Source organism: Stagnimonas sp. FW305-C-60 (genome assembly GCF_058782965.1).
Genome location: NZ_JBYSYF010000010.1, coordinates 23,424 through 40,637 on the forward strand (window position 1 = coordinate 23,424; position 17,214 = coordinate 40,637).

16 protein-coding genes are annotated in these 17,214 nt (G+C 67.7%); 2 read left to right on the forward strand and 14 right to left on the reverse strand.

The window, feature by feature from the left end; genetic code table 11:
- The first annotated feature begins 54 nt into the window (after positions 1 to 54).
- A complete protein-coding gene (purL, locus tag AC3WT6_RS17255) occupies positions 55 to 3,918 on the forward strand; it encodes a phosphoribosylformylglycinamidine synthase (protein WP_492654841.1) in 3,864 nt (1,287 codons plus the stop codon).
- Positions 3,919 to 4,151: 233 nt separating this feature from the next.
- On the opposite strand, the gene AC3WT6_RS17260 is transcribed toward purL, so the two are convergent.
- The 6 genes from AC3WT6_RS17260 to AC3WT6_RS17285 are packed head-to-tail and all read right to left on the reverse strand — an operon-like array spanning position 4,152 to position 7,915.
- Positions 4,152 to 4,856 carry an MlaA family lipoprotein gene (locus AC3WT6_RS17260; protein ID WP_492654842.1) on the reverse strand — a complete coding sequence of 235 codons (705 nt, stop codon included), beginning with the start codon at positions 4,854 to 4,856 and terminating at the stop codon, positions 4,152 to 4,154.
- A complete protein-coding gene (locus AC3WT6_RS17265; RefSeq protein WP_492654843.1) occupies positions 4,853 to 5,134 on the reverse strand; it encodes an STAS domain-containing protein in 282 nt (93 codons plus the stop codon). The genes AC3WT6_RS17260 and AC3WT6_RS17265 overlap by 4 nt, the downstream gene beginning before the upstream one ends.
- On the reverse strand, positions 5,134 to 5,757 hold the full coding sequence (locus tag AC3WT6_RS17270; protein ID WP_492654844.1) for an MlaC/ttg2D family ABC transporter substrate-binding protein: 624 nt from the start codon (positions 5,755 to 5,757) through the stop codon (positions 5,134 to 5,136). The genes AC3WT6_RS17265 and AC3WT6_RS17270 overlap by 1 nt, the downstream gene beginning before the upstream one ends.
- Positions 5,758 to 5,766: 9 nt before the next feature.
- Positions 5,767 to 6,297, reverse strand: coding sequence for an outer membrane lipid asymmetry maintenance protein MlaD (mlaD, locus tag AC3WT6_RS17275; protein WP_492654845.1), 531 nt, complete (start codon positions 6,295 to 6,297; stop codon positions 5,767 to 5,769).
- 53 nt (positions 6,298 to 6,350) lie between these two features.
- Positions 6,351 to 7,103 (reverse strand): lipid asymmetry maintenance ABC transporter permease subunit MlaE, encoded by a 753-nt coding sequence (gene mlaE / locus AC3WT6_RS17280; protein WP_492654846.1) that lies wholly within the window; start codon positions 7,101 to 7,103, stop codon positions 6,351 to 6,353.
- On the reverse strand, positions 7,100 to 7,915 hold the full coding sequence (locus AC3WT6_RS17285) for an ABC transporter ATP-binding protein (protein ID WP_492654847.1): 816 nt from the start codon (positions 7,913 to 7,915) through the stop codon (positions 7,100 to 7,102). The genes mlaE and AC3WT6_RS17285 overlap by 4 nt, the downstream gene beginning before the upstream one ends.
- 154 nt (positions 7,916 to 8,069) lie before the next feature.
- On the opposite strand from AC3WT6_RS17285, the gene AC3WT6_RS17290 reads away from it, so the two are divergent.
- Positions 8,070 to 8,333: a hypothetical protein gene (locus AC3WT6_RS17290; protein ID WP_492654848.1), complete on the forward strand. Its 264-nt coding sequence runs from the start codon at positions 8,070 to 8,072 to the stop codon at positions 8,331 to 8,333.
- Here the strand turns inward: AC3WT6_RS17290 and lipB are convergent.
- The 8 genes from lipB to mreC all read right to left on the reverse strand — a co-directional run bounded on the left by lipB (position 8,330) and on the right by mreC (position 17,084).
- A complete protein-coding gene (gene lipB, locus AC3WT6_RS17295; RefSeq protein ID WP_492654849.1) occupies positions 8,330 to 8,977 on the reverse strand; it encodes a lipoyl(octanoyl) transferase LipB in 648 nt (215 codons plus the stop codon). The two genes, AC3WT6_RS17290 and lipB, sit on opposite strands and share 4 nt — an antisense overlap.
- A 173-nt stretch (positions 8,978 to 9,150) precedes the next feature.
- Positions 9,151 to 10,287: a D-alanyl-D-alanine carboxypeptidase family protein gene (locus AC3WT6_RS17300; RefSeq protein WP_492654850.1), complete on the reverse strand. Its 1,137-nt coding sequence runs from the start codon at positions 10,285 to 10,287 to the stop codon at positions 9,151 to 9,153.
- Positions 10,288 to 10,478: 191 nt separating this feature from the next.
- A complete protein-coding gene (locus AC3WT6_RS17305) occupies positions 10,479 to 11,351 on the reverse strand; it encodes a septal ring lytic transglycosylase RlpA family protein (protein ID WP_492654851.1) in 873 nt (290 codons plus the stop codon).
- The gene (locus tag AC3WT6_RS17310; protein WP_492654852.1) at positions 11,348 to 12,361 is read right to left on the reverse strand and encodes a lytic murein transglycosylase; all 1,014 of its coding nucleotides are present in this window, start codon (positions 12,359 to 12,361) and stop codon (positions 11,348 to 11,350) included. The genes AC3WT6_RS17305 and AC3WT6_RS17310 overlap by 4 nt, the downstream gene beginning before the upstream one ends.
- Positions 12,358 to 13,491: a rod shape-determining protein RodA gene (gene rodA / locus AC3WT6_RS17315; RefSeq protein WP_492654853.1), complete on the reverse strand. Its 1,134-nt coding sequence runs from the start codon at positions 13,489 to 13,491 to the stop codon at positions 12,358 to 12,360. The genes AC3WT6_RS17310 and rodA overlap by 4 nt, the downstream gene beginning before the upstream one ends.
- Before the next feature lie 22 nt (positions 13,492 to 13,513).
- Positions 13,514 to 15,688, reverse strand: a complete 2,175-nt coding sequence (gene mrdA / locus AC3WT6_RS17320) for a penicillin-binding protein 2 (RefSeq protein WP_492654854.1) — start codon at positions 15,686 to 15,688, stop codon at positions 13,514 to 13,516.
- Positions 15,685 to 16,167: a rod shape-determining protein MreD gene (mreD, locus tag AC3WT6_RS17325; protein ID WP_492654855.1), complete on the reverse strand. Its 483-nt coding sequence runs from the start codon at positions 16,165 to 16,167 to the stop codon at positions 15,685 to 15,687. The genes mrdA and mreD overlap by 4 nt, the downstream gene beginning before the upstream one ends.
- Positions 16,164 to 17,084, reverse strand: a complete 921-nt coding sequence (gene mreC, locus AC3WT6_RS17330) for a rod shape-determining protein MreC (RefSeq protein ID WP_492654856.1) — start codon at positions 17,082 to 17,084, stop codon at positions 16,164 to 16,166. The genes mreD and mreC overlap by 4 nt, the downstream gene beginning before the upstream one ends.
- Between the last annotated feature and the right edge of the window lie 130 nt (positions 17,085 to 17,214).

Sequence of the window (17,214 nt, forward strand, 5' to 3'; positions counted from 1 at the left end):
GGCGCCCCAACTTGGTAAAATCGCGGTCTGCCCGCCGTAGGCCGCCTCGCGACCATGTCCCTGCACATCCTCCCCAGCGCCACCGTCCTCTCCGATTTCCGCGTGGCCCGCCTGCTGGAGCGGCTCCAGGCCCATGCTCCCGGCCTCAAGGGCCTGGTGGTGCAGGACTTCTTCCTGGTTGACGGCGAGGCCAGCGAGGCCGAGCTACGGCGCCTGCTCGGCGAAGGCCCGGAGCGGCTGCCGACGGCCGACGGCACCCTCTACGTGGTGCCGCGCGTCGGCACCCTCTCGCCCTGGTCCTCGAAGGCCACCGACATCGCCAAGGTCTGTGGCCTGTCCGGCGTCAAGCGCGTAGAGCTGGGCCGGGCGGTGTTGCTGTCCGGCGTCGCCAGCCTGCCGGTGGCGGCCCTGGCCGAGCTGCACGATCCGATGATGGAGTCGGTGCTGAGCGAGGCCGGGCAGCTGGCCAGCGTGTTTGCGGTCGGTACGCCGCGTCCGCTGCGCACGGTGGATGTGCTCGGTGGCGGCGTGGCGGCGCTGGAAGCCGCCAACAAGGACTGGGGCCTGGCGCTCTCCGCCGAGGAGATCGCCTATCTCGTCGACTATGCCAGCAAGGCCGGCAAGAACCTCACCGACGCCGAGCTGATGATGTTCGCGCAGGTCAACAGCGAGCACTGCCGGCACAAGATCTTCAACGCCGAGTTCACGGTGGACGGCGAGACCGCCCCGCTGTCGCTGTTCCAGATGATCAAGGAGAGCTACAAGGCCAGCCCGCAGGGCGTGCTCTCGGCCTACTCCGACAACTGCGCGGTGGTCGAAGGCCATCAGGCCATGCGCTTTTTCCCCGAGGCCGACCACCACTACCGCGAGCACGCGGAGCCGGTGCACATCCTGATGAAGGTGGAGACCCACAATCACCCCACCGGCATCAGCCCGCATCCGGGCGCCGCCACCGGCGCCGGCGGCGAGATCCGCGACGAGGCCGCCACCGGCCTCGGCGGTCGTCCCAAGGCGGGCCTGTGCGGCTTTTCGGTGTCCAACCTGCGCATCCCCGGTTTCACCCAGCCCTGGGAGGCCGACTTAGGCCACCCGAGCCGCATGGCCAGCGCGCTGCAGATCATGCTGGAGGCGCCGATTGGTGCCGCCGCCTACAACAACGAGTTCGGCCGCCCGAATCTGGCCGGCTACTTCCGCACTTACGAAGCCCTCACGCCGGACGGCCGCGCCAGTGGTTCTGAAGGCTCGCGCCTACGCGGCTTCCACAAGCCGATCATGATTGCCGGCGGCTACGGCAACATCCGCGCCGAGCATGTGCAGAAGAAGGTGGTGGTCGAGGGCGCGGCGCTGATCGTGCTCGGCGGCCCGGCGATGCTGATCGGCCTTGGCGGCGCCGCCGGCTCCTCGATGGCGACCGGCGCGCAGACCGCCGATCTCGACTTCGCCTCGGTGCAGCGCGCCAATCCGGAGCTGGAGCGCCGCTGCCAGGAAGTGGTCGACGCCTGCTGGGCGCTGGGCGAGGGCAACCCCATTCTCTCGATCCACGACGTCGGCGCCGGCGGCATCTCCAACGCCCTGCCGGAGCTGGTGCACGCCGACGACCGCGGCGGCCATTTCCAGCTGCGCGAGGTGCTGGCCGCCGACCCGGCGCTGTCGCCGATGGAAATCTGGTGCAACGAATCGCAGGAGCGCTACGTGCTGGCGGTGGCGCCGGAGTCTGTGGCGCTGCTGAAAACCCTGTGCGCCCGCGAACGCTGCCCGATGGCGGTGGTCGGCACCGCCACCGCCGAGCGCCTGCTGCGGGTGGAAGACCCGCTGCTGGGCAGCGACACCGTGCACATGCCGATGCCGGTGCTGCTCGGCAAGCCGCCGCGCATGCGCCGCAGCAGCACGCGCGCGCCGCAGCGGTTTCCGGCGCTGGCGACCGCAGGCATCGACGTCAAGGAGGCGGCGCAGCGGGTGCTGCGTCACCCCAGCGTCGCCTCCAAGTCCTTCCTCATCACCATCGGCGACCGCACCGTCGGCGGGCTCACCGTGCGCGACCAGATGGTCGGCCCCTGGCAGGTGCCGGTCGCCGACTGCGCGGTGACTGCCACCGGCTTCGAGGCCACCACCGGCGAGGCCATGAGCATGGGCGAGCGCCCCGTTCTGGCCCTGCTCGATGCCCCCGCCTCCGGGCGCATGGCGGTGGGCGAGGCGATCACCAATCTCGCCGCCGCGCGCATCGAGAAGCTCGCCGACGTGCGGCTCTCCGCCAACTGGATGGCGGCCTGTGGCCAGGGCGATGAGGACGCGCGCCTGTTCGACACCGTCAAGGCGGTCGGCGCCGAGCTGGCGCCGCAGCTGGGCATCGCCATTCCGGTCGGCAAGGACTCGCTGTCGATGAAGGCGCAGTGGCAGCAGGACGGCGAGGCCAAAACCCAGACCGCGCCGCTGTCGCTGATCGTCTCCGCCTTCGCGCCGGTGATCGACGTGCGCCAGTCGCTGACCCCGCAGCTGGCCGCAGAGCCGGCCACCGCGCTGCTGCTGATCGACCTTGGCAACGGCAAGAACCGCCTGGGCGGCAGCATCCTGGCGCAGGTCTACCAGCAGCTGGGCGATGTCGCTCCCGATCTCGACCAGCCCGAGCAGCTCAAGGCCGCGTTCGCGCTGGTGCAGAAGCTCAACCAGCAGGGCCGGGTGCTGGCCTACCACGACCGCAGCGATGGCGGCCTGTTCGTAGCCGTGGTCGAGCTGGCGCTGGCCGGCCGCAGCGGCGTCAGCGTGCAGCTGGAGGGCCTGGGCACCGATCCGCTGGCGGCCCTGTTCAACGAAGAGCTGGGCATGGTGCTGCAGTTGCGCGCCGCCGATGTCGCCGCGGTGATTTCCGAGGCCGAGGCTGCGGGCCTGACGGTGGCGCAGATCGGCGAGCCGACCGCCGAGGACTATGTGCGCTTCAAGCACGGAGCCCGCGAGCTGTTCGCCGACACCCTGGAGCCGCTGCACAAGACCTGGGCCGAGACCAGCTACCGCATGGCTGCGCTGCGCGATCACCCGGACTGCGCACGCGAGGAATTCGCCGCCACCGGTGCGCCGCACGATCCGGGTCTGTCGGTCAGGCTGGGTTTCGATCCGTCGCCGCGCGTGCTGGCGCCGGTGCTGGGCAAGCGGCCGAAGGTGGCGATCCTGCGCGAGCAGGGGGTCAACGGCCATATCGAGATGGCCTATGCCTTCCACGCCGCCGGCTTTGAGGCCGTGGACGTGCACATGTCCGACGTGCTCGAAGGCCGCGTGCGGCTCGCCGACTTCGCTGGCTTCGCCGCCTGCGGCGGCTTCAGCTACGGCGATGTGCTGGGCGCCGGTCAGGGTTGGGCGCGCAGCATTTTGTTCAATGAGCGCGCGCGCGAGGAGTTCCAGGCCTTTCTCGCCAATCCCGAGCGCTTTGCGCTGGGCGTCTGCAACGGCTGCCAGATGATGGCGGCCCTGCAGTCCATCGTGCCGGGTGCCGAGCACTGGCCCTTGTTCCGTCGCAATCGCAGCCAGCAGTTCGAAGCGCGCTGGAGCATGGTCGAACTGCTGCCCTCGAAGAGCCTGTTCTTCGCCGGCATGGAAGGCTCACGCCTGCCGGTGGCGGTGGCGCACGGTGAGGGCCGGCCGGAGTTCCGCGCCGCCGCCGATCTCGCCGCGCTCAAGGCCAACGGCCAGCTGGCGATGCGCTTCGTCACCAATGCCGGCGCGGTCGCCAGCCACTACCCGGCCAACCCCAATGGCGCGCCGGAGGGCATCACCTCGATCTGCAACGCCGATGGCCGGGTGACCATCCTGATGCCGCATCCCGAGCGCACGATCGCCGGCACCGTCGGCAGTTGGTGGCCAAAGACGAACGGTGCGAAGACGCCTTGGTTCCGAATGTTCGAGAACGCCCGCGCCTGGGTGAAGTAGCTCGGGCTGGGCGCCATCGTCGCGGGGCTGCTACGCGGCCCTGCGCTCCTCAGGCGCCACCCCTCGCGCACTAATCGCTGGCACCGTTGGCAGTTGGTGGCCGAAGGCGAACGGTGCAAAGACGCCCTGGTTCCGGATGTTCGAGAACGCCCGCGCCTGGGTGAAGTAGCTCGGGCTGGGCAGACATGAAAAGGCCGCCCTCGGGCGGCCTTTTCATGTCGGGGGAGAGAAGCCTAGTCGCCCTCGTCGCCGTACATCAGCTCGCGTGGCGGATTGCCGTCGTAGACCTTGCCCAGCCGCTGCTGCAGATAGGCGGTGCGCACGAAAATGTAGGGGTCGATGGCGTTGTCGATCAGCGAGTCCGCGCTTAGGTAGCGCGAGCGGGTGTCGACCAGATCCAGCGCGTTCATCGGCAGATTCACCTCGGACTCGATGTAGGGGCTGGTGCCGGTGTAGTAGTCGCCGCCACGGCCGAGCAGGTCGCGATTGGTGGTGGGCCCAAGGATGGGCAGCATCAGATACCAGCCGGGACCGACGCCGTAGCGGCCCAGGGTCTGACCGAAGTCTTCGTCGTGGCGCGGCATGCCGGCGTCGGTGGCGACGTCCATCAGGCCGACGAAACCAGCGGTGGAGTTGAGCAGGAAACGGCCGGTGTCAGACGCCGCCTGCAAGGGCTTGCCCTGCAGCAGGCCGTTGACGATGTTGCGCGGCTCCTTGAGGTTGTTGAAGAAGTTGCTGACGCCGCGCTGGGCGACGTTTGGCATTACTTCGCCATAGCTCTTGGCCACCGGCCGCAGCACATAGCGGTCGGCGGTGCGGTTGAAGCGGAACATGGCGCGGTTGAACGGCTCCAGCGGGTCGGCCGGATCGTCGGGCGGCGTGTGGGCGCAGGCAGACAGGGCCAGCACCAGCGCCAGGCTGAGAAAGCGGAAATTCATGCGGACTCCGTGACAGTGAGTACCGACTGCAGTTCAAAGAAGCGTACCAGCGCCAACAGCTGCGGCGGCAGGCCGGTGAAGCGCAGCGGCAGGCCGGCGGCCCGGGCGCGGCGGGTCAGTTCCAGCAGCAGGCCCAGGGCAGCGCTGTCGGTCTGGGTCACGCCGGACAGGTCCAGGCTGCCGGCGCGCGCCCATGCGCTGGCCTCGGCCAGGCGCTGCGGCACGGTGCGCATGCTCAGCTCGCCAGTGATGCGGACACTGCTCATGGCGGTGCTCATCAGGCGCCCTTGGCGCCTTCCTTGAGGTAGTCGCTGCCGCTTTCGACGCGCTGGATCAGGCCGTCGAGGCCAGATTTCTTGATCTCGGCATTGAACTGGCTGCGGAAGTTGGTGACCAGCGAGAGATTTTCGATGATCACGTCGTAGATCTTCCATTCGCCATTGCTGCCAGGACGCATGGCGAAGGCCAGGTTCACCGGAGGTGCGTTCTTGCGGATCAGCTTGGCGCGCACGGTGGCGTCGTTGGCATCGGCGGCCAGGCGCAGCGGCTGAAACTCCGCTTCCACCGAGTCGTAGTTTTCCAGGAGCGCGTCGGCGTAGCTGCGGATCAGCGAGTTCTTGAAGGCATTGGCGAAGCGCGTGCGCTGGTCCTCGTTGGCGGTGCGCCAGTTCTTGCCGAGCACCAGCTGGGCGATGTAGCGCACGTCGAAGTGCGGCACCAGCTTTTCATCGACCACAGAGTAGAAACTCGCCTTGTCGGACGAGTAGGCCTGATGATTGGCGCGGATCAGATCGCGCATCTCTTCGGTGGCCTGCTTGACGGTGTCATCCGGGGCCAAGGGGGTGGCCTGGGCGCTGCCCAGACCCAGGAGTAACAGCAGAGGTAGCAGTAAGCGTTTCATTGAACCCTCCTAGGGCTTCTTTGTTGTTGGTGCCACGGCATCGGCGAGCTTGCCCAGCGCCTCGGCGAGCTTGTCGTCTTTTTTCTCGGTCATCGAGGCCACCAGCTGGCCGATCAGGTTTTCCAGTACCAGGGCCGACTGGGTGAGCTTGATGTCGTCGCCTTCCTTCAGCGAGTTCTCGTCACCACCCGGCTCCAGGCCGATGTACTGCTCGCCCAGGAGGCCGGCGGTGAGGATCTTGGCGCCGGAGTCCTTGGGAATATTGGTCTGCGTCTTGCTGATTTCCAGGCTCACCACCGCCTCGAAGCTGGTCGGGTCGATGCTGATCTTGCTGACCCGGCCGATGGTGACGCCGGCGATCTTCACCGCGTTGCCGGGCGAGAGTTTGCCGATGTTGTCGAAATGGGCGGTGACGGTATAGCTGCCCTCACTGCCGCCGACGTCCTTGAGGCTGGCGACCCGCAGGGTCAGCACCAGCACGGCGGCGACGCCGAGACAGACGAAAAAGCCGACGAGGATTTCCAGAGCGCGGGAATGCATGGCATCAATCCTGTAAACGGAGGTACTGAATCCGAAGTGAATGTCGAAAACGTCTAAAGCATCAACGCGGTGAGCACGAAGTCGAGCGCAAGCACCGCCAACGAGGAGATCACCACGGTATTGGTGGTCGCGCGGGCCACGCCGCCGGAGGTCGGCTCGGCGTGATAGCCCTGGTAGACCGCGATCCAGGAACAGGCGAGGCCAAACACCAGGCTCTTGATCATGGCCTGGCGGATGTCCTCGAATTCCAGCGACTCGCGGATGCCGGCCCAGTAGCTACCGGCGTCAACGCCCAGCAGGCTGACGCCGATGGCGTGGCCGCCGGCGACGCCGATCGCCATCATGCTGAAGATGAAGGCCAGCAGCGGCATCGAGATCAGGCCGGCCAGAAAGCGCGGCGCGACCACGCGGCGCATCGGGTCCACCGCCATCATCTCCATGCCGGAGAGCTGGTCGGTGGCCTTCATCAGGCCGATCTCCGCCGCCAGCGCCGAGCCGGCGCGGCCGGCGAACAGCAGCGCGGTAACCACCGGACCAAACTCGCGCACCACCGCCAGGGCCACCGCCACGCCCAGCGATTCCGGCGAGCCGAACAGCTGCAGCGTGTGATAGAACTGCAAGGCCAGCACCATGCCGACGAAGCTGCCGGACAGCACCACGATCACCAGCGAGAGCACGCCCACCGAGTAGATCTGCTGGGCCAGCAGGCGCGGCCGCAGCAAGGTTTGCGGCACCGCCAGGAGCAGGCTGAACAGGAAGAACTGCGCCCGCCCCAGACTTTGCAGGAAGCTGCTGATGGCGCTCACTTGCGCGCTCCCAGCAGATCGTCGGCGTAGGGCGCCGCCTTGTAGTGAAAGGGCACCGGGCCGTCCGGCTCGCCACGCAGGAACTGCTGCACCCAGGGCGATTCGGAGTGGCGCACGGTGTCGGGCTCGCCGACGCCCAGCACCTTGCCGCCGGCGATCACGTAGACCTGGTCGGCGATCGACATCACTTCCTGCACGTCGTGGCTGACCACGATGCTGGTCAGGCCCAGCGCGTCGTTGAGCGAGCGGATCAGGCGCATCAGTACGCCCATGCTGATCGGATCCTGGCCGGTGAAGGGTTCGTCGTACATGACCAATTGCGGGTCGAGCACCACCGCGCGGGCCAGCGCCACGCGCCGCGACATGCCGCCGGAGAGCTGCTCGGGGTAGAGGTCGCGGGCGCCGCGCAGACCCACGGCATTGAGCTTGAGCAGCACCAGATCGCGGATCAGCGCCTCCGGCAGCGCGGTGTGCTCGCGTAGCGGGAAGGCGACGTTCTCGAACACGCTGAGATCGGTGAGCAGGGCGCCGTTCTGGAACAGCATGCCCATGCGCTTGCGCAGCTCGAACAGCTGCGGCCGCGAGATGGCGTGGACGTCGGTGCCGTCGAAGTGGATCTGGCCGGCGCTCGGCCGCCACTGGCCGCCGATCAGGCGCAGCAGGGTGGTCTTGCCGGAGCCCGAAGGGCCGAGGATGGCCGTGACCTTGCCGCGCGGGATGTCGAGATCGATTCCGTCGTAGATAACGCGCGGGCCGTGCGAGAACTTGAGGCCCCGCACGCGCACCAGGGCGCTGTTGGAGTCATTGGTCATGCGGAGAGCGTCAACTGATGGGCCTGAGCAGCGTTAAGTAGCGAAGTTGCAGGGGCATAAATGTTACCGGGCGGTATTGTATGCGATTCGGCCGGCGGCCCCTGATTCATTTGGTGATTGTGCCTACGTCTCGCACGCCTTATTGGATGCCGCCATGCGCCATCGGTTCCTTCCGTTGTTGCCGCCGCTGACCGCCGGGCTACTGCTGACCGCCTGCACCGATCATGCGCCGCGGCGGCAGGGCGCCAGTACGATGCCGAGCCAACAATGGGCGGATTTCCTCGCCGACTGCCGGCACCGCGAACAGTGGCAACAGCCACGTTCGCCAGATTGCCCGCAAACCGAGCAACCTGCGCTGGAACCCTTGATGCCGCCGATGCCCAGCCTGCCGACACTGCCAGGTGGTTTGATTCGCTAGCGGCCCACCGGGTTTGAAGGGGCTGCCTGCAACTGCCGGAGCAGTTGCGGCACCAGGTCTTCCGCCACCGCCGACACCGTCGCCGGTCCGCCAAGGTCGGCGACCTGGGTCATCGCCAAGCCGCTGTAGCCGCAGGGATTGATGCGCGAGAACGGCTCCAGGTCCATCGCCACGTTCAGCGACAGGCCGTGCATGCTGCGACCCTGGCGCACCCTCAGGCCCAGAGAGCCGATCTTGTGCCGCCGCCCGGCGACATCGACATAGACCCCCGGCGCTTCGCGGTCGGCGTAGGCGGCGATGCCATAGCCAAGCAGGGTATCGACCATCGCCTGCTCGATGCGGCTGACCAGGCTGCGCACGCCGTAGCCGCGACGGACGATGTCGATCAGCGGATAGGCCACCAGCTGGCCTGGGCCGTGATAGGTCACCTGGCCGCCGCGATCGCTCTGCACCACCGGGATGTCGCCCGGCATCAGCAGATGCTCGGGCTTGCCGGCCTGACCCTGGGTGTAGACCGGCGGATGTTCCAGCAGCCAGATCTCGTCTGGCGTTTCCGGCCCACGCGCCTGGTTGAAGCGGCGCATCGCCTCGAAGCTGTCTTCGTAGGCGACGCTGCCGAGATGCCGGACGCGGATTTCGTCCACGCTATTTGAGACTTAGAGCTTGTGAAGAAATCGTAGCGAGCATGCCCAGTCGCAATGAGCCGAACCGACTAAAGGTTCGGCGAGCGCAGCAACCGCAGCGCACTTGTGTGCGTGAGGATTGCGAGCACCGCATGAGGCGGCGAATGGGCAGCGCAGTAGATTTATTCACAAGCTCAAGCGAACCAGAGGCGGATGGTGTCAATCAGCCGCTTCCACCAGCTGCCGGCCTCCACCGCCTGCAGCACCACCAGGGGCTCGCTCTTCACCAGCTTGCCGTCCACCGAGATGTTGACGGTACCGACGCGCTGACCCTGGCTCAGCGGCGCGATCAGGGTGCCATCGACCTGCGGCTTGGCCTCGACCTTCTCGGCGGCGCCACGTGGCAGCGAAAGGTAGATCGGCTCCAGCGTGCCGACCTGCACGTCGTCGGCCAGGCCCTTCCAGACCCGCACGCTGCCGGAAGGCTGATCGGCGCCCAGGAGCTTCACGCTCTCGAAGAAGCGGAAGCCCCAGTTGAGCAGCTCCAGACTGGCTTCGGCGCGGTACTTCTGGCTCTCGGTGCCCATCACCGCCGCCACCAGGCGACGGCCGTCGCGGCTGGCCGAGGACAGCAGGCAGTAGCCGGCGGCGGCGGTATGGCCGGTCTTGATGCCATCGACGCTGCGGTCCATGGTCAACAGGATGTTGCGGTTGCCCTGCTTGATGCCGTTGTAGGTGAAGTCGGGCAGCGAGAACCACTTGTAGTAGTCGGGGAAGTCATGGATCAGCGCGCGGCCGAGCAGGGTCACGTCGTGCGCGGTGGTGTAGTGCTCGGGGTCGGGCATGCCCGGCGCGTTCATGAAGTGGCTGTTCTTCATGCCGATCTTGGCGGCGTATTGATTCATCAGGTCGGCGAAGGCGCCTTCGCCGCCGGCGACATGCTCGGCGAGGGCCACCGAGGCATCGTTGCCGGACTGGGTGATGACGCCGTGCAGCAGGTCTTCCACCCGTACCCGCGAGCCGACATCCAGAAACATGCGTGATTCGCTGGAGTCGATGCCCTGCTTCCAGGCCTTTTCGCTGATGAAGGCCATGTCGTCGAGCTTGATCCGGCCCTTCTTGATCTCGTCGAAGACGATGTAGGTGGTCAGCACCTTGGTGATCGAGGCCGGCTCGACGCGCGAGTCGGAATTGCTCTGGGCGAGCAGCTCCCCGGACTGGAAGTCCAGCAGCGCCCAGCTGGCGGCCTGGAGCGCCGGCGGATCGGGGATGGCGGCCTGGGCGGTGGTCAGAACCGTAGCGGCGGCGAGGGCAAGCAGGAAGCGTTTCATCGAGAACCGGAAAGGTGAGGTGAGAGAGGTCGCGGCGGCGCGAATTTTTAAGGCTGGGGCGAAAAACCAGGCGCGGACGTTTGGCTCTGGCATTGCCGGCCCAGGAGATCTGCTGCAAGACGAATGGCGAGGCGATGACATAGTTTACTGCGATGCCGTCGGCGACTGGTTCAGAGATCGTTCAGCGGCGGCTATTCGACCACCGGGTTGGCCATGATCTTCTGGGTCTGCAGCTTGCGCCGTGCCGCTTCCAGGCTGGCGAAATCGCGGAAGGGGCCGGCGCGCAGTACCTGCTCTTCGCCATCGCCGGCGGCGCTGGGGGTGGCGATCAGCTCGGTCTGGCCTATGCCCATGCGTCCGAGCCGCTCCTGCAGGGCGATGGCCTCGATGGGGTCGTCGAAGCGGCCAACCTCCAGGTAGCGTGGACGGCCAGTGCTGTTTTCGATCGACTGGCTACCCTGGTCGGTGGTGAGCACTTCCAGCAGTACGTCCGAGGAGCCGTGATGCAGCAGGTCGATCTTGGCCGCCGCGGCATAGGAGAGATCGACGATGCGGCCGGGGTGGAAAGGCCCGCGGTCGTTGATCTTCACCACCACGCTGAGGTTGTTGGCGAGGTTGGTGACACGCGCATAGGTCGGCAGCGGCAGGGTCTTGTGCGCGGCGGTCATCGCGAACATGTCGTACTTCTCGCCGCTGGCGGTGCGCCGGCCGTGGAATTTCTTGCCGTACCAGGAGGCGCGGCCGCGCTCCTGAAAATTGCGGGGTATCTCCGGCAACACCTCGTAGCGCTCGCCCAGCGCCTCGTAGCTGGGTGGATTGCCGTACTTGCTGCGTGGTTCCTCTCGCGGCACCGCGTCCGGGGTATTGGCGACGTCGACGGGAATCTCGTCGCGGTCGGGCGCGTAGTCCTTGTCCGGCGTCGGGCAGTTGGCGCAGCGCTTGCCGGCCACCACTGGCGCCATCCGGGTGCCGCCGGTCTTGCCGCCGGTGACTGGCGGCAGACTGCTGGCGCAGCCCACGAGCAGCAGGGCCGCCAGAGCGGCTAGGCAGGCGGTCCTGGTCACGAGCCGGTCTGGGCCTGTTGCAGCTCGGCGGCGAGCTGGGTCACCGCCATCGCGTAGAAGATGCGCGGGTTGTAGGACATCACCGCGTAGAAGTTGGGCAGCGCCAGCCAGTATTCGGGACCATTCGGGCGCGGCAGCTCGACCAGGCCCGCGGGCAGATCGGCGCTCAGCTCGGCGGCCGATTCCACCCCGAACTGCCTCCAGCCGGCGATGGTGGCGTTGGGCTTGCGCAGATTGCGCTCGGGCGCGTCGCCGGTGAGGCTCACCGTGCGTACCGGCGCCAGCAGCGGCTCGCCGCGGCGCCAGTGCATGGCCGGCCGGTCCGGTGGCACATAGGCGTTGAAGTAGCGGGCGATCGAGCCGATGGCATCCGGGATGCTCCAGAGATCGACACGGCCGTCGCCGTCATAGTCCACCGCCAGGTTCAGATAATTGCTGGGCATGAACTGCGCCGCGCCCACCGCGCCGGCATAGGAGCCCTTCACCGCCGTCGGCTCGAAGCCGAAGTTGCGGCAGAAGGCGAAATAGGCCGCCAGTTCGCCGAAGAAGAACGGTTGCCGGGTCGGGTGCTCGTAGCCCTGGGTGACCAGGGCATCCAGCACCCGGTGCTTGCCGGTATAGCTGCCGTACTTGGTTTCCACGCCCATCACCGCCGCGATCACCGGCGGTGGCACGCCGTACTCGGCCTCGGCGCGCTCGAAGTAGGGCGCGTAGTCCTGCAGCAGTTGCAGTCCGCGCTCGGCCTGCTTGGGGAAGACGTGCAGGGCGCGGTAGTCGTCCCAGTAGACGCTGGTGGTTTCCTTGTTCTGGCGCTCGGCCTGGATGAGCTGCGGCAGCTGCTCGGCCTGGGCCAGGGCCTCGTCGACCTTGACCAGATCGGCCGCACTGAAGCCGTAGTCACGCACCAGCCGCTGATGCAGCTCGGCGGTCTTGGGGTGTTCGCGATAGTCGGCCTCTGCGCCCTGGGCGAGGGCGAGCAGCAGCAGGGCGGAAAGGGCGGCGGGCCTCACGAGCTCAGGAGCTTCCGGTGGGTATGGATGGACATCAGCATACCGAAGCCGGCGAGCAGGGTGACGGCGGAGGTGCCGCCGTAGGAGAGCAGGGGCAGGGGCACGCCGACCACCGGCATCAGGCCCATGACCATGCCCATGTTGATGAACACGTAGATGAAGAAGGTCAGCGCCAGCGAGCCGGCGAGCAGGCGCTGGAAGCTGTCGTGCCCGCGCAGGGCGATGAACAGGCCGCGGCCGACCACCAGGGTGTAGAGGGTCAGCAGCAGGATCACGCCCATCATGCCCATCTCCTCGGAGTACACCGCGAAGATGAAGTCGGTGTGCGACTCCGGCAGGAAGTCGAGCTTGGCCTGGGTGCCGTTCATCCAGCCCTTGCCGAACACGCCGCCGGAGCCGATGGCGATCTTGCTCTGGGTGATGTGATAGCCGGTGCCGAGCGGATCGCGCTCGGGGTCGAGGAAGGTCAGCACCCGCTGCCGCTGGTAGTCGTGCATCCGGTACCAGAACACCGGCGCGGCGGCGGCGGCGGCGGCCAGGGCGCCCAAGATCCAGCGCCAGCCCAGCCCGCCCAGATACAGGGCGAAGCCGCCGGAGACGATGATCAGCAGGGCGGTGCCGAGGTCGGGCTGCAACATCACCATCACCGCCGGAAAAGCGATGATCAGCAGGGTGATCAGCACCACCCGCCAGCTCGGTGGCAGCGGCCGGCCGTGCAGCCAGGCGGCGACCATCATCGGCATGCCCAGCTTCATCATTTCCGAAGGCTGAAAGCGGATCACCCCGAGATCCAGCCAGCGCTGCGCGCCCTTGGCGTGATCGCCCAGCACCAGCACCAGCGCCAGCAGCACGCAGGCGACGCCGTAGAACCAGGGCGCGGCGGCGCGGTAATAGTCGGGCGGCACCTGCGCCAGCGCCGCCATCACCATGAAGCCCAGCAGCAGTCGCTGCAACTGCGCCAGCAGCGCGTCCAGCGAGTGACCGGAGGCCGAGTAGAGCGTCACCAGGCCGACGATGCCGATGCTCACCAGCAGGCTCAGCAGCCAGAGGTCGATGTGCAGGCGCTGCAGGCGCTCGCTCCAGGTGGCGGGCGTGCGGGGCGTGGGGGTGAAGGCGGTGCCGGTATTCATCGATAGCCTCAGTGCGGCGGCTTCAGTGCGGAGCGGCCGGCTTGGCCGGGTCGTCCTCGGACGGCGGATTGACCGCGTCGCCCTGCACCGGCGGCGGCGTCGGCGGCGCCTGGAAGCCGGCTTCGGCATCATCGACCGCAATGGCGTCGGCCGGGTTCTCGCCAGCCGCCGCCGGCGGGCGCTGGGCCGGGATGGTCAGCAGCGGCGCGGCGGGAGTGGCTGCGGCCGGCGTTTGAGAGCCGCGCTCGCTGGGCGTGACAAAGCCGTCGAACTCGGTCTCCGCGCCTTCTTCGGTGGCGCTCACCGGTTCGTCCGGTGTCGCCGGCAGGGACGCCGTGGCATAGAGGACCTTGCCCAGCAGGTATTGATCCATGATCTGCCGCGCCACCGGCGCCGCGACGCTGCCGCCATGCCCGGCGTGCTCGGCGAGCACGGCGATGGCGATGCGCGGCTTGTCGGTGGGCGCGAAGGCGATGAACCAGGCGTGATCGCGCAGGTGCTTGGGCGTGGCGTTGAGTTCCGGCGCATCCTCGTCGGCCTGCGAGAGGCCGGCGACCTGGGCGGTGCCGGTCTTGCTGGCGATACGGTAGGGCGAGTCCTTGCCGATGCGGTAGGCGGTGCCGCCGGGCGAGTGGGTGACCAACTCCATGGCGGCGATCACGTCGTCGTACTCGTGCGGCTCGCGCTCCGGCATGGCCGGCAGCGGCTTGGCGGGTACGCCGGTGATGTTGCCGGTGAGCGGGTCTTCGATGGCATGCACCAGATGCGGCTCGAAACCGCCGCCGCGCATCGCCAGCCGGGCGGTGGCCTGCGCCATCTGCAAGGGGGTGATCTGCCAATAGCCCTGGCCGATGCCGATGTTGAGGGTCTCGCCGGGGAACCAGGGCTCCTTGCGCACGCGGCGTTTCCAGGCGCGCGAGGGCAACAGGCCGCTGCGCTCGTTGGGCACGTCGATGCCGGTGGCCTTGCCGAAGCCGAACTGCTCCATCACCTCGTCGATGCGATCGATGCCGAGGTTGATCGCCAGCTGGTAGTAGAAGATGTCGCAGCTCTTGGCCAGCGCCCAGGGCATGTCCAGGCTGCCGTGGCCAGTGCGCTTGTGGCAGCGGAACTTGCGACTGGAATTGGGCAGGTAATAGGTGCCGTTGCAGGTGACGCGCTGGTTGTTGTCGGTCTCGCCGTAAAGCAGGCCGGCGAAGGTCATGAACGGCTTGATGGTGGAGCCGGGCGGGAAGGTGCCCTGCAGGGCGCGGTTGTAGAGCGGCCGGCTGGGATCGTTCTGCAGCGCGCGGTAGTTCTTGGTGCTGATGCCTTCGACGAAGGGGTGCGGGTCGAAACCGGGCTTGCTGACCAGAGTCAGCACCTCGCCGGTCTGCGGATCGATGGCGGCGATGGCGCCGTCCAGCTCGCCCAGCGCGCGCTCGGCGATGTTCTGCAGGCGGGCGTCGAGGCTCAGGTAGAGGTTGCGGCCGGGTGCGCCGGGGCGCTGCTCCAGTTCGCGCAGCGGCCGGCCGGCGGCATTGGCCTCGACGATGCGCGCGCCGGGTACGCCGCGCAGTTCGTCCTCGTGGCTCTTCTCGACGCCCAGCTTGCCGATCTGGTTGATGCCCTGGTAGTCGCGCTCGTTGAGCTTGGCGTAATCGGCCTCGGAGATGCCACCGACATAACCGATCACATGGCTGGCGGTGGGGCCCATGGTGTAGGTGCGCGACAGGCCGGCGGTGATGTCCACGCCCTTGAAGTTGTAGCGGTTGATCTCGAAGCGGGCGACTTCTTCCGGGTTGAGGTTGGTGCGCAGCGGCACGCCGCGGTAGCGCGGGGTCTTGCGCACCCGGTCCTTGAAGCGGGCGATGTCGCCGGGGGTGAGGCCCATCACCGGGGTCAGCTGCTCCAGCAGGGCGTCGAGGTCCTCGACCTGCTCGCGGGTGACTTCGAGATTGAACGAGGGCCGGTTCTGCGCCAGCAGGGCGCCATTGCGGTCGTAGATCAGGCCGCGCACCGGCGGCATCGGCACCACCCGCATGCGATTGTCGTCGGCGCGGGTGCTGTAGTAGTCGTGCTGCAACACCTGCAAGTCGGCGAGGCGGGCGATCAGCAACAGGATCAGCAACAGCAGGACGATGGCCGCGACCAGCACCCGGCTGGAGAAATTGCGCTTCTCTTCGTAGAGATCCTTGAGCGCGTCGTAGCTGTTCATGGCCGGCCGCGGGGGCCGCGCAGCGCATCCATCACGCTGCACACCAGCGGCCAGAACAGCACCGTGGTGATGATCGGCAGAAAGCGCAGGCTGGGCTCGGCGGAATGCCGGGCCATGCCGTCAAACCAGAACTGCAAGAGCGCGTAGACCGCCCAGACCGGCGTCAGGGTCAGGGTCTGCTGCCAGAGTGGGAACAGCCCCAGCGAGCTGCGCAGGCGGGTGAGGGTGTAGGCCAGCAGGATCAGGCCCATGGCGTGCTGGCCCAGCGGCGTGTTGTAGAGCGCGTCGCAGGCCAGGCCGGTGAGGAAGGCGATGAGAGTCATCGGCAGGTTGGGGCCGTAGAAGGCCCAGTAGCCGATCAGCAGGGCCACCCACATCGGCCGCAGCGCGGCGAGGGCGTCGGGCAGGGCCACGATCTGCAGCATCAGGGCGATCAGCAGGCTGAGGGCGAACAGGCTGCGGGTGAGGGCGGCGGTCATGGCTTGTTCGCCTTCGGCGGCGACGCCGGCGGGACGGCGGCAGGCTCGGCTTCGGCGGGAGCCTCCACCGGCTCTGGCCGCTGGCTCCACACCAGCAGGGCTTGGCGGCCCTGATCGAGCCGCGCTGCCGGGTAGGCGCTGGCCTGCATGAAGTGCTCGCCGGTGGTGCGCCGCACGTCGAAGATCTCGCCGACCGGATAGCCTCCGGGAAAGCGCCCGCCCAGCGAGGACGACACCAGCAGATCGCCGACCTTGACGTCGGCATTGCCGGGCAGGAAGGGCAGGGTCAGCACCCGGCCATCGCCACCGCCGCGGGCGATGGTCTGCAGGCCGGTGCGGTTGATCTCCACCGGGATGCCGTGGCCGGGGTCGGTGATCAGCATCGCCGTGGAGCCGGAGGGGTAGACCCGGATCACCTGGCCCATCACGCCGTAGGCGTCGACCAGCGCCTGGCCGAGGTAGACGCCGTCCTTCTCGCCCTTGTTGAGACTGATCTGGTGGCGGTAGGGGTCCTGGCTGGTGGCGACGATCTCGGCGATCAGCACTTTTTCTTCCAGCGCCGAGGACGAGGCCAGCAGCTGGCGGATGCGGCGGTTCTCCGCCTCCAGCGCGGCGAAGCGCAGCAGGCGCGCCTGCTGCTTGAGCTGCTCTTCCTTGAGCTGGCGGTTTTCGCTCAGCAGCGACTGGTAGGAGCGCACCCCGGCGGTGGCATTGCTCACCCCCTGCGGGACGGCGGCCAGCCACTGCACCGGTTGCAGCAGCCACTGGATGCCGCCGCGGACCTGCAACAGCAGATCCGGGCTGCGCTGGTCGGCAAACCAGAGCCCGAAGGACAGCACCAGCAGCAAAAGGGTGCGAAAGCCCAGCCCCGGTCCGCGCGGGAACAGGGGTTGGGCGGCGCGGCGGGAACGGGCCATTTAGGACGCTGTCCGAGGCGAAGCAAACATGATTCGAGCGGCCGTTGTGAGCAGGTTCAAGGGCAAGGCGCACGGGGCGCAACAGCCGCAGCGTGGCAGCGCCACGTGAGGACTGTGAGCACCGCGCAAC

Coding starts and splice junctions, on each gene's coding strand:
- purL (WP_492654841.1), top strand. CDS start 55: ATGTCCCTGCACATCCTCCCCAGCGCCACCGTCCTCTCCGATTTCCGC.
- AC3WT6_RS17260 (WP_492654842.1), bottom strand. CDS start 4,856: ATGAATTTCCGCTTTCTCAGCCTGGCGCTGGTGCTGGCCCTGTCTGCC.
- AC3WT6_RS17265 (WP_492654843.1), bottom strand. CDS start 5,134: ATGAGCACCGCCATGAGCAGTGTCCGCATCACTGGCGAGCTGAGCATG.
- AC3WT6_RS17270 (WP_492654844.1), bottom strand. CDS start 5,757: ATGAAACGCTTACTGCTACCTCTGCTGTTACTCCTGGGTCTGGGCAGC.
- mlaD (WP_492654845.1), bottom strand. CDS start 6,297: ATGCATTCCCGCGCTCTGGAAATCCTCGTCGGCTTTTTCGTCTGTCTC.
- AC3WT6_RS17285 (WP_492654847.1), bottom strand. CDS start 7,915: ATGACCAATGACTCCAACAGCGCCCTGGTGCGCGTGCGGGGCCTCAAG.
- AC3WT6_RS17290 (WP_492654848.1), top strand. CDS start 8,070: ATGCGCCATCGGTTCCTTCCGTTGTTGCCGCCGCTGACCGCCGGGCTA.
- AC3WT6_RS17300 (WP_492654850.1), bottom strand. CDS start 10,287: ATGAAACGCTTCCTGCTTGCCCTCGCCGCCGCTACGGTTCTGACCACC.
- rodA (WP_492654853.1), bottom strand. CDS start 13,491: ATGAATACCGGCACCGCCTTCACCCCCACGCCCCGCACGCCCGCCACC.
- mrdA (WP_492654854.1), bottom strand. CDS start 15,688: ATGAACAGCTACGACGCGCTCAAGGATCTCTACGAAGAGAAGCGCAAT.
- mreD (WP_492654855.1), bottom strand. CDS start 16,167: ATGACCGCCGCCCTCACCCGCAGCCTGTTCGCCCTCAGCCTGCTGATC.
- mreC (WP_492654856.1), bottom strand. CDS start 17,084: ATGGCCCGTTCCCGCCGCGCCGCCCAACCCCTGTTCCCGCGCGGACCG.